The organism is Pseudomonas sp. NFR16 (assembly GCF_900108875.1).
Classification (GTDB): domain Bacteria; phylum Pseudomonadota; class Gammaproteobacteria; order Pseudomonadales; family Pseudomonadaceae; genus Aquipseudomonas.
The window spans coordinates 97,614-109,861 of sequence record NZ_FNYJ01000004.1 but is presented as its reverse complement, the minus strand read 5'-3'; the positions used below and the strand labels follow the sequence as shown (position 1 = coordinate 109,861).

15 protein-coding genes are annotated in these 12,248 nt (G+C 60.0%); all 15 read left to right on the top strand.

Features of this window, described 5'->3' with window-relative positions:
- Positions 1 to 64: 64 nt before the first annotated feature.
- Positions 65 to 583, top strand: a complete 519-nt coding sequence (locus BMZ10_RS16485; protein ID WP_093464454.1) for a terminase small subunit — start codon at positions 65 to 67, stop codon at positions 581 to 583.
- Positions 583 to 2,265, top strand: a complete 1,683-nt coding sequence (locus tag BMZ10_RS16480; protein WP_093464451.1) for a terminase large subunit — start codon at positions 583 to 585, stop codon at positions 2,263 to 2,265. Before BMZ10_RS16485 ends, BMZ10_RS16480 begins: the two co-directional genes overlap by 1 nt.
- On the top strand, positions 2,265 to 3,695 hold the full coding sequence (locus BMZ10_RS16475; RefSeq protein WP_093464448.1) for a phage portal protein: 1,431 nt from the start codon (positions 2,265 to 2,267) through the stop codon (positions 3,693 to 3,695). The genes BMZ10_RS16480 and BMZ10_RS16475 overlap by 1 nt, the downstream gene beginning before the upstream one ends.
- A gap of 2 nt (positions 3,696 to 3,697) precedes the next feature.
- Entirely contained in the window at positions 3,698 to 4,570 is an 873-nt protein-coding gene (locus BMZ10_RS16470) for a head maturation protease, ClpP-related (RefSeq protein ID WP_093464445.1), read from the top strand.
- Between the two features lie 11 nt (positions 4,571 to 4,581).
- Positions 4,582 to 5,799: a phage major capsid protein gene (locus tag BMZ10_RS16465; RefSeq protein ID WP_093464442.1), complete on the top strand. Its 1,218-nt coding sequence runs from the start codon at positions 4,582 to 4,584 to the stop codon at positions 5,797 to 5,799.
- A gap of 41 nt (positions 5,800 to 5,840) precedes the next feature.
- Positions 5,841 to 6,101, top strand: a complete 261-nt coding sequence (locus BMZ10_RS16460) for a DUF7210 family protein (RefSeq protein ID WP_093464436.1) — start codon at positions 5,841 to 5,843, stop codon at positions 6,099 to 6,101.
- Between the two features lies 1 nt (position 6,102).
- Positions 6,103 to 6,444: a head-tail connector protein gene (locus BMZ10_RS16455; RefSeq protein ID WP_093464433.1), complete on the top strand. Its 342-nt coding sequence runs from the start codon at positions 6,103 to 6,105 to the stop codon at positions 6,442 to 6,444.
- A complete protein-coding gene (locus BMZ10_RS16450) occupies positions 6,444 to 6,776 on the top strand; it encodes a phage head closure protein (protein ID WP_093464430.1) in 333 nt (110 codons plus the stop codon). The genes BMZ10_RS16455 and BMZ10_RS16450 overlap by 1 nt, the downstream gene beginning before the upstream one ends.
- Positions 6,769 to 7,212, top strand: a complete 444-nt coding sequence (locus tag BMZ10_RS16445; protein ID WP_093464427.1) for an HK97-gp10 family putative phage morphogenesis protein — start codon at positions 6,769 to 6,771, stop codon at positions 7,210 to 7,212. Before BMZ10_RS16450 ends, BMZ10_RS16445 begins: the two co-directional genes overlap by 8 nt.
- Positions 7,212 to 7,577, top strand: coding sequence for a DUF3168 domain-containing protein (locus tag BMZ10_RS16440; RefSeq protein ID WP_093464423.1), 366 nt, complete (start codon positions 7,212 to 7,214; stop codon positions 7,575 to 7,577). Before BMZ10_RS16445 ends, BMZ10_RS16440 begins: the two co-directional genes overlap by 1 nt.
- Before the next feature lie 87 nt (positions 7,578 to 7,664).
- Entirely contained in the window at positions 7,665 to 8,396 is a 732-nt protein-coding gene (locus BMZ10_RS27740; protein ID WP_093464420.1) for a phage tail tube protein, read from the top strand.
- A gap of 9 nt (positions 8,397 to 8,405) precedes the next feature.
- Positions 8,406 to 8,840 carry a phage tail assembly chaperone family protein, TAC gene (locus BMZ10_RS16430; RefSeq protein WP_093464417.1) on the top strand — a complete coding sequence of 145 codons (435 nt, stop codon included), beginning with the start codon at positions 8,406 to 8,408 and terminating at the stop codon, positions 8,838 to 8,840.
- Positions 8,837 to 9,067, top strand: coding sequence for a phage tail assembly protein T (locus tag BMZ10_RS16425; RefSeq protein WP_093464414.1), 231 nt, complete (start codon positions 8,837 to 8,839; stop codon positions 9,065 to 9,067). Before BMZ10_RS16430 ends, BMZ10_RS16425 begins: the two co-directional genes overlap by 4 nt.
- 3 nt (positions 9,068 to 9,070) lie before the next feature.
- A complete protein-coding gene (locus BMZ10_RS16420) occupies positions 9,071 to 11,917 on the top strand; it encodes a phage tail tape measure protein (protein WP_093464411.1) in 2,847 nt (948 codons plus the stop codon).
- Complete coding sequence (locus BMZ10_RS16415; RefSeq protein WP_093464408.1) at positions 11,907 to 12,245, top strand: phage tail protein; 339 nt, start codon at positions 11,907 to 11,909, stop codon at positions 12,243 to 12,245. Before BMZ10_RS16420 ends, BMZ10_RS16415 begins: the two co-directional genes overlap by 11 nt.
- The last annotated feature ends 3 nt before the right edge of the window (positions 12,246 to 12,248 follow it).

Genomic DNA, 12,248 nt, shown 5'->3' with positions numbered 1-12,248 from the left:
CTTTTGTACTCCAGACCGCGCCCGATCCCATTCAGAGTTTTTTTCCTCCCATACGGTTTTGTTAATGGCTTTAACATCCAAAAAGCGCCTATTTATTGACGCGCTGAGGAGAGGTGCGTCCAATAAAGACGCAGCCATTGCAGCCGGATATTCAGAAAAGTCGGCGTCTGCAGCGGGCTCTCGCATGGCGAAGGACCCGGATGTAGTGGCCGAATTGCACAAGCTCAACGCCCTGCATCCTGTTAAGCCAGTTGTTAAAGGTTCTGTTAAAGCGCCAAAGGCTGAACCAACGCCTGAGCAAGACCATGAGACCGCGGCTGAGCCGGATGAGGACTATGTCAGCGGGTCGTTCGATCTGAGCAAGGCGCTGCATTATTCCGATCCGAAGGCTTACTTGCTGGCGGCCATGAACGACCCGGAGACCGATCCCAAACTGCGGATCGATGCCGCCAAGGCACTCATGCCGTTCGTTCACCAGCGCAAAGGCGAAACCGGGAAGAAAGAGGCCAAGGTCGATGCGGCGAAAACTGCGGCGACCGGGCGATATGGCACCGGCAAACCGCCTCTCAAGGTGGTCAGATAATGGAGTGGTCAACAGCGTGCCCTGACTGGGAGCGCCGCATTCTCTCGCGGCAGTCGTTGATTCCATTTCCACCGCTGTTCCGGAGCGAAGCTGAGGAGGCCCTCGACCTATTCAAGTCGTTGAAAGTGGTGGACGTCCCTGGTCAGCCCACATTCGGCGAGTGCTGCGAGCAGTGGGTATTCGATTTTGTGTCCGCAGTGTTCGGCGCCTACGACGCCGAGACTGGTCAGCAGAAGATCCGCGAGTTCTTCCTGCTCATCAGCAAGAAGAATTCGAAATCCACCATCGCTGCCGGAATCATGGTAACCGCCCTGGTGCGCAACTGGCGCGAGAACGAAGAGCTCCTGATCCTGGCCCCGACGATCGAGGTCGCACAGAATAGTTTCAAGCCCGCCGCCGCAATGGTGCGCGCTGATCCGGTCCTCGATGAAATGATGAATGTGCAGGATCACCTGCGCACCATTACGCATCTGAACACGAAAGCTTCATTGAAGGTGGTCGCCGCTGACTCCGATACGGTGTCAGGTAAGAAGTCCGGCAAGATCTTGATCGACGAGCTCTGGGTGTTCGGCAAGCGGCCCAATGCCGACGCAATGCTGATGGAAGCCACTGGCGGGCTTATCTCCCGCGACGAAGGATTCGTGATTTTCCTCTCTACCCAGAGCGACGAGCCGCCGGCGGGAGTATTCAAGGAAAAACTGGATTACTACCGCGACGTGCGCGACGGCAAGGTCAAGGACAAAAAGTCGCTGGGCGTTCTGTACGAGTTTCCCCAGTCGATGATTGATTCTGAGGAGTACCTGCAGCCTCACAACTACTACGTGACAAACCCCAACATGGGGCGGTCTGTCAGCGCCGAATGGCTTGAAGATCAGATGATCAAGGAGAGCCAGAAGGAGCCTGGCAGTCGGCAAAAATTCCTCGCCAAGCACCTGAACATTCAGATCGGCATGAACCTACGCGCCAATCGCTGGCCTGGTACCGATTTTTGGGAGCGGCAGGGCAAAGCCAAGAAGGTCACCCTAAGGCAACTGATCAAGCGCGCCGAGGTAATCGATGTCGGCATTGACGGCGGCGGACTTGACGACTTGTTGGGTCTCGCGGCTGTTGGTCGTGATGCCATAACACGCGAGTGGATTGCCTGGACGCGAGCATGGGCCCACCCATCGGTGCTCGATCGGCGAAAAAGCGAGGCGCCGCGGTTCCATGATTTCGCGAAAGACGGCGACCTTATCCTCGTCGACCGCATCGGTCAGGACGTAGACGAAGTGGCCGAGCTGGTGCTTGAAATTTACGAATCCGGTCTGTTGGACATGATAGGCGTGGACCCGGCAGGCGTGGGCGCGATACTCGATGCGTTGATCTCCCTGGGCATCCCGAAAGAGCTGGTCATTGGCATCTCGCAAGGCTGGCGGCTGTGTGGCGCGATAAAAACTACAGAGCGCAAGCTGGCCGAAGGAGGCCTAGTCCACGGTGGTCAGCCGCTGATGGCCTGGTGTTGTGGCAACGCGAAGGTAGTACCAGCGGGGAACGCGATTCTGATTACCAAGCAGGCTTCTGGCACCGCAAAGATTGACCCCCTGATGGCGCTGTTCAACGCAGTCGAGCTGATGTCGCGCAACCCAGTGGCGCGCGGCAACGTCGACGATTTCTTCGATGATCCGATAATGGCAGGGCTCTGATGGCGAGCGATAAAAAATCGGGGCGGATTCGCTCCGCGCTGCAGAGCTGGCTGGGCGTTCCTGTCGGCTTGACGAGCGAAGCGTTCTGGCAGGAGTGGTTTGGCAGTTCTACTAGTGGAAAGAACGTCACCGTCGACGGATCGATCCGGCTCTCGACGGTCTGGGCATGCGTGCGCTTGCTTTCCGAGTCGGTTTCGACGCTGCCGCTCAAGCTTTACCGCCGCCTGCCCGACGGGTCACGAGAGTCGGCAAAGGACCACCCATTGTTCCGGGTGTTGTGCAGGTCACCCAACGCGGAGATGACCCCGCAGCGATTCATGCTGATGGTGGTTGCCAGCATTTGCATGCGTGGCAACGCCTTCGTGGAGAAGAAGTTCGTCGGCAGTCGAATCGTTGCGCTCGACCCGCTCTTGCCTCAGTGCATGACGGTCAAGCGTCAAACCAATGGGCGGCTGAAGTACACCTACACCGAGAACGGCGTTGAGCGCGATATTCCTGAGAAGAATCTGATGCACATCCGTGGCTTCGGCCTGGATGGCGTCTGCGGAATGCTGCCGGTGACGACGGGCCGTGACGTGATTGGTGCCGCCCTTTCGGCGGAGGAGGCCGCCGCCAAGGTTTTTGCCAACGGTCTTCAAGCGTCTGGCTTCCTCACAGTGGAAGGTGGTGCGGCACAAGGCGCTGGCACACTCACACCGAAGCAGCGCGAGCAGTTGAAAAAGGCGCTGGCAGCGTTCAGCAGCTCCAAAAACGCCGGCAAAACCATGGTGCTCGAGGCGGGCCTGAAATATCAGGGCATCACCATGAACCCGGAAGCAGCGCAGATGCTGGAAACCCGGGCGTTCAACGTTGAGGAAATCTGCCGCTGGTTTCGTGTGCCGCCATTCATGGTCGGGCACATGGACAAGCAGTCGAGCTGGGCCGCCAGCGTGGAAGCACAGAACTTGCACTTCCTCACCAACAGCCTTCGGCCGTTGCTGGTGAACATCGAGCAGGAAATCACCCGCTGTCTGATCGGCGAGGCGGATGCTGATGAATTCTTCGCGGAGTTCTCGGTTGAAGGCTTGCTTCGCGCTGACAGCGCAGGCCGCGGTGCCTGGTACAACACGGCGCTGATGAATGGCTGGATGAGCCGCAATGAGGTGCGCCGGCTGGAAAATCTGCCGCCGATTCCGGGAGGCGACACCTATACGGTCCAGTCGGCCATGGTTTCTCTGGAGAGCTTGGGACAAACCGACGACGTCTCCGCCAGGTTCAACCGGTTCATGTCCAAGGCGCTCACGGCGCACAAGGACGGCGACACCCAGGCAACACGGCAGCTGCTGCAGGACATCTGCATGGCGCTGGACGGCGGCGATCCTGACGCGCCGGCCATGGCTCACGCCCTTCTTTCGGTAACTCGGCTCAAAGTCACAGAGCCAGCGGAGTAATCATGACGATAAAGAACCTTCCGGCGGCGCCGGCGGTACGCCCGCATGCGCGCGTCGAGTCTGACCTGCTGCCCAAGGCCATGGAACGCTGGAACCCGGCAATCAAAGCGGCAGCGGGCGACGATGCGGCGACCATCACCATGTACGACCCGATCGGCATGGACTGGTGGACAGGTGAGGGCGTGACGGCCAAGCGGGTCAGCGCTGCGCTGCGCAACATCGGCGACAAAGATGTGACGGTGAAGATCAACAGCCCCGGCGGCGACGTCTTCGAAGGCCTGGCCATTTACAACCTGCTCCGCGAGCACAAAGGCAAGGTAACTGTGCAGGTGCTGGGGCTTGCGGCGTCTGCCGCGTCGTTCATCGCTATGGCTGCAGACGAGATTCAGATTGCCCGGGCCGGTTTCATGATGATCCACAACGCCTGGACCATCGCTGGCGGAGATCGCAACGATTTCATGGAAGTTGCGCAATTCCTCGACCAAATCGACGGCACCCTGGCCGATATCTACTCCATCCGAACCGGCGACGAGGCACAGTCGATGCGCGGCCTGATGGACGTTGAGACGTGGATGGGCGGCAGCGCCGCCGTCGATGCAGGGTTCGCTGACGGCTTGCTTCCGTCCGATGCGATACAGGAAGACGCGAACGCCCTAGCTCCTCAACAAGTGGCTGCCCGCAGGCTGGACACGATCCTGGCCAAGCAGGGCATGCCGCGGTCTGAGCGCCGCAACCTCATTCAAGAACTCAAGGGCACGCCCGGCGCTGCCCTCGACGGTACGCAAAACGCTGCCGACACCCCGGCCGAATTGGCCCAACCCATTGCCGATCTGCAGGCCGCTCTGGCGCGCTTCTCGGCAGCTGCGAACCGTTAAAGGAAATTGAAATGACTGACAAGACCACCGCCGAGTTGCTGAAGGATGTTTCTGCAGAACTCGCGAAAGCCTCCAGCGATTTCAGCAAGAAAGCCGAGAACGCACTGGACGAAGCCAAAAAGGCTGGCGCCCTGTCCACCGAAACCAAAGCCGCCGTCGATGAACTGGCGCTGAAATTCAACTCGCTGACCGAAGCCGAAAAACAGCTGAAAGCCAAGCTGGGCGAAGTCGAGCAGGAATTCGCCCGCTTGCCATCGGCAAGTGCTCCGCAGATCCGTGACAGCCTGGGTGGCGTTGTCATCAAAAGCGAAGCGCTGAAACAGTTTGCAGCCAGCATCGAGGGCGGCAAGCGCGTCAACATTCCGGTCAGCGCTGCATTGCTGTCCACTGACGTGGCTCAGGGCGTGGTCGAGCCGCAGCGTCTGCCCGGCATCGACGTTGCGCCCAAGCAGCGCCTCTTCATTCGTGACTTGATTGCGCCGGGCCGCACGACCTCACCGGCGATCTTCTGGGTCCAGCAAACCGGTTTCGTCAACGCTGCGAAAGTCGTGGCCGAGGGCACTGCCAAGCCCTACTCGAACATCAGCTTCGCGTCGAAGCTGACAGCGGTGTCCACCATCGCTCACATGTTCAAAGCGTCGAAACAGATCCTGGACGACTTCGCGCAGCTGCAATCGACCATCGACACCGAGATGCGCTACGGCCTGAAATATGCCGAAGAGCAGGAGATCCTGTTCGGCGACGGCACCGGTGTGCATCTGCACGGCATCGTGCCCCAAGCTTCCGCATTCGATCCGGCGTTCGAAGTCGAGAATCAGTCCGGCATCGACGATCTGCGTCTGGCAATGCTGCAAGCGCAACTGGCGCGTCTGCCAGCGAGCGGTCATGTCCTGCACTTCATCGACTGGGCGAAGATCGAGCTGACCAAAGACACCCTCGGCCGCTACATCCTAGCCAACCCGCTCGGCCTGGCCGGTCCAGTGCTCTGGGGCCTGCCAGTGGTCGCCACCGAAGCAGTCGGCTTCGAGGGCAAGTTCCTGACCGGCGCTTTCCAGACCGGCGCACAGCTGTTCGATCGTGAAGACGCCAACGTGGTGATCTCCACCGAGAACGCCGACGACTTCGAGAAGAACCTGATCTCGGTTCGTTGCGAAGAGCGTGCCGCCCTCGCGGTCAAGCGTCCGGAAGCGTTCATCTACGGTGCATTCACCGCTCCGACCACTCCGTAATCTGATCGGGCCGCCCGTGCGGCGGCCTACTGGAGCCAATCATGAAACTGAAGACTCTCAAGCCGCTTTATCTGGGCGGCCAAACTCTGGTCGAGGGCACTCCGTTCGAGACCATTGAGCAGCATGGCCGCGAACTGATTCAGAAAGGTTATGCCGAGCCGGATTCGTCGGAGGGTGACCCTGCGGTGACGCTGAGTGAAGAGGACGCAGCAGGTGTAGGCGTCCTGACCAGTGATTCTGTAAGCGTCCAGGTCGAGGGCGGCAAGGGCAAGAAGTCCGCTTCGAAATCAAAGGCTGAATGACATGTCGGTGATCGATATCGAGGTGGCCATGAGGCACTGCCGCGCAGAGGAAGCGGACCGTGATGACGTCCTGATGAAGCTGGAGGCGGCAGAAGAATCTGCTGCCATCTATCTTGATCGGTCGTTTTATCCCGATGTTGAAAGCCTCGCCGCTGCCGTGCTTGACGGCTCGGCCGGCGAAGATCCCATGGTCATTAACAAGTCGATCACTGCGGCATGCCTGCTGATCCTTGGTCACCTCTATGCGAATCGTGAGGATGTGGTCTTGGGGACTACAGGCACCGAGCTGCCGATGGGGTCGCGCTCGTTGCTCGCGCCGTTCCGCATCAACCTGGGGGTTTAATGAAAGCCGGAGATCTGCGGCACCGTGTCACCTTCGAGCAGAAGGTCACGACTTACGATCCCGACTCCAACGAGCCGCTGGTTGAGTGGGTCGAGTTCGCGACGGTCTGGGCGGCAATCAAGGACCTGAGCGTGCGGGAGTTCATCGCCGCGCAGTCGACTCAGTCGGAAGTGACCTGCAGGATCGTGACGCGCTACCGGGACGGCTTCGACGCCACGATGCGGGCTCGCCATGACGGCAAGGTCTACAACCTGCATGGCGTGCTGCGTGATCCCGTCTCCGGCAAGGAGTACCTGACCTTTCCGGCAAGCGAGGGCGTGAACGATGGCTGACTGGGTTGAATACAAGCTGACCGGCGCCGATGACCTTTCCGCCAAGTTCCGCGGCCTGGCTGAAGAAATGCGCCGTAAGGTCGTGACGCCGGCGGCCAAGGATGCCATGGATCTTGTTCTCGCCGACGCCAAGGACCGCGCCGCGCGGATCGACGATCCGGAAACCTCCAACTTCATCCCGAAAAACCTCGCAATCGTTGAGCGCAAGGCCATTGGTGTGGAAGTCGGCGCGGTGGTGATGTCTGTCGGTGTGCGCAAGCGCAGCCGGGGGCAGGGCGGCGGCAACACATTTTATTGGTGGTGGGTTGAGCTCGGCACCGAGAAGAATCGCGCCAAACCTTTCCTGCGGCCGGCGCTGGCCAACAATCGCGAAGCCGTGTTCAGGGAATTCTTGAGCTCCGCCAAGTACCAACTGATCAAGCTCGGGGTGAACTGATGCTGGCTCCTATCGTGGCGGTCTGCAAATCATCACCGCCGGTGACCGCACTGCTCGGAGATAGTCCGATTCGCCTGTATCCGCACGGTGATGCCCCGCAAAACGTGGGCAAGCCTTACGCAGTCTGGCAAGTGGTCAGCGGATCGCCGATCAATTACGTGAACGGTCAGCCCGACACCGACCGATACGGCCTGCAGATAGATGTTTACGCGGATACCGCGACCTCGGCAGACGCCGTAGTGACGGCGATGCGCAAAGCAATCGGTCGCCACGCCTATGTCACAGGTTTCGGCGTCGACACGCGCGATGCCGAGACGAAGAACTACCGAAAAGGTTTCGATGTGTCCTGGCTGGTCAGCGCATAGCCGGAAAACCTGAAAGAACGACCCGCTCCGGCGGGTTTTTTTATGCCCGCTCATAAGTGATTTCACAGGAAATCGGGGAGTACCAAATTGACCATCAACACCCAAGGCACCGAGCTGTTCGCGCTGGACCCGGCCAACAACTCCATCATCGATGTGGGCTGCTTCACCTCGCTGGACGGTATCGACACCGCGATCGCCCAGGTCGATGTGACGTGCACCAAATCCCGGGCGCGCGAGTACGAAGCGGGCCTTGCTGAACCTGGTTCCGCATCGTTCGGCCTGAACATCGACCCGAAGAACCCTGCGCATCTGCGCCTGCACCAGTTGAAGAAGGCAGGCACCAAGCTCAAGTGGGTCGTGGGCTGGTCCGACGGTTACAACTTCGACACCGAAGAAGGCATTGCACCGCTGGTTGGCGCCGCGGGCGCGCTGGCGGCGATCGTGCTGAATGCCGCAGGCGCGGACTACACAACGGCGCCGGCCGTGTCCATCACCGGCGGCGGTGGCAATGGTGCTACTGCCACTGCGCAGATTGCCGACGGCAAAGTCACCGGTTTCACCATCACCAATCCGGGCTCCGGCTACACCAGCGCGCCGACGATCCAGCTCACCGGCGGCGACGGCACCGGCGCTTCCGCTCGCGCACTGGTGAACGAAGGTGCTGATTTCGAGCTACCGAACACCCGCACCTGGCTCACCTTCGAAGGCTACATGAACGCGTTCCCGTTCACCTTCGGTCTCGGTGACGTCGTGAAGTCCAATGTCGGCATTCAGGTCTCCGGCGAGATCGAGCTGATCGCGAAAGAAACTGCCGAATAAGGACGGTCCATGGATCTCAGCATTGCATCACTCAAGGCTGCGGGCGCGTTCATCGCGCCTCCGGTCAAAAAGGAAATCACCTGGCACGCGAACGGGAGCGCTCAAACGGCGACGGTTTACGTGCTTCAGGAATCGTTCGTTTCGCTGACCCAGCGTTGGGACGCACAGGAGCGTGGCGTCGATCTGGCCGCACAACGCATTGCGTCGTGCATCACCGACAAAGATGGCGTGCCTGTATTCACCATTGATGACGTCGTCGGCGGGCCTGAAGCCGGTCATGGCGCGCTGTGTGCCGAGTTGGCGATCGTGCTGCTCGCCGCCATCAGCGAGGTCAACAGGGTGCCGGAGGGCGCATTCGAAAAAAAATCGAACCCGAGGAAGAGCTCTGGCACGAGCTCGCAATCGTCCTCGGGGCCACGGTCGCGGAAGCCAAGCAAAGAATGACCTACGTCGAGTCGGTGAACTGGATGCGGTACCGGCGACAAACCGGGCCGCTCAATCTGGGGACCCGTCTCGATGAGGGGTTCGCCATGCTGGCCACTGTCTTCAACAACGCCATGGGCGGCAAGGCCAAGTTCTCGGACTTTATGCCTGACCGCGGTTTTGGCACCGAGCAGAAGAAAGCCACGCCGCAGGATCTGTTGGCGCTGTTGCAGAGCGTGAAGGGGTGATTTATGGCTGTTGATTCGCTCGGCCAACTGACGGTCGACCTGGTGGCCAACACCGGCGGCTTTGAAAAAGGCATGGACCGCGCCCAGCGCTCTCTGAGGGCAGCGACACGCGAAGCCGAAAAGCAGGCCAAGCAGCTCGACAGCCTTGTCGGTCAGATTGACCCGGTCGTTGGCGCCTATAGCCGCCTCGACAAAATGGAAGAGCAACTGCGCAAGCACCGCGCAGCTGGTCGCCTGGACAAGACTGATTTCGATGAGTACCTGAAAAAGCTCAACGAACAGCGCGACGCCATTGGCAAGACCGACGCGGTCATGACTAAGGGCGCGATGTCGGCTAAGGCCTACAATGCGGCGCTGCGCGGTGTGCCTGCGCAGTTCACCGATATCGCAGTTTCGCTGCAGGGCGGACAGAACCCGCTGACCGTGTTTTTGCAACAAGGCGGCCAGTTGAAGGATATGTTCGGCGGGCTTGGCCCTGCCGCAAAAGCCTTGGGCGGCTACGTGCTCGGCCTGGTCAACCCTTTCACTGTCGCTGCCGCCGCGGCTGCCGTGCTGGCGCTGGCGTACAAGCAGGGCAGCGACGAGGCCAGTGCTTATCGGCAAGCGTTGATCCTCACCGGTGGTGCATCCGGCGAAACAGCTGACGGTCTTGCGACCTTGGCCAAGGCCGTCAGCCGCACGACGGGTACAGTCGGAGCGGCGTCTGAAGTACTGGTTCAACTTGCAAGCTCCGGGAAGATACCGGCCAGCAGCTTCGATTCTATTGCCGTGGCCGCGTTGAAGATGCAGGAGGCCACAGGCAAGGCGGCATCGGAAACCGTCGCTGACTTCGAGAAGTTGGCCGGCGATCCCGTGAAGGCTTCGAAAGATCTCAACGACCAGCTGCATTACCTGAGCGCGGCAACCTATGAGCAGATAGCGGCGCTGCAGAAACAAGGTGATCAGCAGGGTGCGGTGGCGGTCGCAGAGGAAGCCTACGCTCAGGCGCTGAGCAGTCGCGCAGACAAGATCAAGAGCAATCTCGGGACCATCGAAAGCGCCTGGAACACCGTCAAGTCGGCTGCGAAGGGCGCATGGGACGCCATCCTTGATATCGGGCGCGAGAAAACCTTCGAAGAAAAGATGTCGCTCCTGCAGGAGCAACTGAACAACGCCGCTCGGCTGGGTAACGGGCCGCGTGGCGGTGGCGGGCGTGGTGCTTCGCAGGTGCAGTCGGATATCACCGATCTTGGCCTCACCCATCAGGAGACGTTGAACCGCGCTGCTGCCAAGGCGCTTTATCAGGACATCCAAGACAAAGCGATCAAATCGCAGGAAAGCTTCAATAAGGGGCTGGAAGACACCGCGAGCAAGGCGGACAAGATGGCGGCCGAGCTGAAAAAGGCTCGTATCGAAATCGAGAACATCAACCGAGCGGCGAAGATAAACGGTACCGCCGGGGTAAGTGACGCTGATGCGCAGAAACGTTTTGACGGCATCCGCGACAAGTACAAAGAAACGGCACCCAAGGCTTACCGAGAGGACGCCGGAACAAAGGCGCTGGATGACGCTCGGCAGCAGTATGCCGTGCTTCAGCAGCAGGGTGCGTTGATCGGCGATCAGAACGCCGCCAGTCAGGCTTTGGGCGCCAGTGCGAAAAAGCTGGTCGAGTGGGAACAACAGCTCGCCGACATCAAGGCCAAGAAGACGCTGACGGCCGATCAGAAATCGCTGCTGGCCAGCCAAGACCTGATCACGGCTCAGCTCAAGCGCAACGCTGCGCTCGAGAACGAAAACACGCTGCGTGAAAAGGGACTGGAAACCCAGCGTAAATTCGCGGCGTTCGACGAGAACCTGAAAAGCCAGCTGGCCAGCGCGCAGCAGGGCCTCGACAACAACCTTGCTGGTGTTGGCTTGGGCGACGTCCAGCGGCAGCGCCTGCAAGAGCAGCGCGGCATCCAGCAGTCGTATCAGTCGCAGCTTGATCGCCTGACATCGGATTACAACAAGAGCAGCAAGGACCAGTTCAGCACCGACCTTTACAACAAGGAGACGGCTGCGCTCCAAGGAGCGCTCAATCAGCGTCTTGCGATGCAGCAGAAGTATTACCAAGACGTCGATGCGGCGCAGGCCGATTGGACCAATGGCGCATCGGCGGCGTATCAGGATTATCTGCAAAGCGCGAAAGATGTCGCAGGCCAGACGAAGAACCTGTTCTCGAACGCGTTCGGCGGAATGGAAGACGCCATCGTCAACTTCGCGTTGACGGGCAAGGCGTCGTTCGGCGACTTCGCCAAGTCGATCATCGCGGATCTGGTGCGGATCGAGGCACGGCAGGCGGCGTCATCCGGTCTGAAAGCGCTTTTTGGCATTGCCTCGACTGCGGCAGGAGCATTATTCGGCAGTGGCGGCTCAGCAGGTTCGACCCAGGCGGGATACACGGGATCTGCTTATCAGAGCTGGCTTTCTTCCCAGCACTGGGATGGCGGCTACACCGGTGACGGCGGCAAATACGAACCGATGGGCGTTGTGCACGGCGGTGAGGTCGTCATCCGCAAGGAAGTGGTTCAGCAGCCAGGCATGCGCCAATACCTGGAGCAGTTGAACAAATCGGGCAAGCCCGGCTATGCGGAGGGCGGCTACGTTGGGTTGTCTTCTGCCGGTGCCGGAACTTCGGCTCCCGCGTCGAACGGCTCAGTTGTCATTCAGCAGAACTTCACAGTGGACGGCGGCGGCAGCAACGCTTCTGACCGCGATGCGAAGGCTGTAGGTCAGGCTTACGCTGATACAGCGAAGCGTGGTGCACAGCAGGCGATCGCCGAAGAGCTACGCCCGGGTGGCGCCATTTGGAGGGTTGTAAATGCCCGTTGAAACATTCACCTGGTGCGAGAGGCTTGGAGCCACAAGCAACCCCGAGTATCGCACCCGGTCTAGCAAATTTGGCAGCGGCTACGAACAGGTCGTGGGCGACGGTCCCAACAACAAGGAAGAGTCATGGCCGCTAACATTCGTGGTCAAGGAGCCGGTGGCGCTTGAGATCAAGCAATTCCTCGATCGCCACGCCGGGGTCAAATCGTTCTTTTGGACACCGCCACTGGGCGAGCTGGGCTTTTACCGCGCTTCAGCCCCCGCAGTATCGCCGGCCGGTGCCGGGTTTTACACGCTGACCACCACGTTCACTCAGTCCTTTCTTCCATAGGTT